The following is a 456-nucleotide window of genomic DNA, read 5'->3' on the forward strand; positions in this document are numbered from 1 at the left end:
GGCGGCCCGCCCGTCGGCGAACGCCTGCGCGGCTTCGTGGAGTTGGGCGCCAAGTGGGTCTAAGAGCGGCGGGTGGGGGGGGGACATCGGGCGGGCCTCCTCGGCGGCGTGCGGGGGAGGTCTGGTCGGGGTGGACCGGGATCTGGGTGTCAGGACAGGTTGTCGATCGCCTCGCGGCCGCCCGCCAGGAACTCCGGCCAGTCGCCGCCCTCCTCCTTGCTGCGCGGCTCCACCACGCCGTGCAGGTACTTGTTGAGGATCGCCAGGTCCTCCGGCTCGCGCCGGGCCAGTGAGCCGACCAGCGAGGAGGCCAGGGTGTGCGCGTTGAGCGCCTTCTGGCCGAAGAAGTTGCTGTGCAGCACCGCGTCCTCCAGCACCCCGATCTGCTCGGCGGTGGAGAGCGCCGACTCCAGCTTCTCGTCGTCGCTGCCGGCCGCGGCCGCGGAGGCGCGCAGG

General features: G+C 73.2%; 1 pseudogene. It reads right to left on the reverse strand.

The features are described from left to right. Positions 1-149: 149 nt before the first annotated feature. Positions 150-456: pseudogene (locus C7C46_RS34095) on the reverse strand (ATPase); the annotation flags it as partial.

It is taken from the genome of Streptomyces tateyamensis (genome assembly GCF_003205575.1).
GTDB classification, from domain to species: domain Bacteria; phylum Actinomycetota; class Actinomycetes; order Streptomycetales; family Streptomycetaceae; genus Kitasatospora; species Kitasatospora tateyamensis.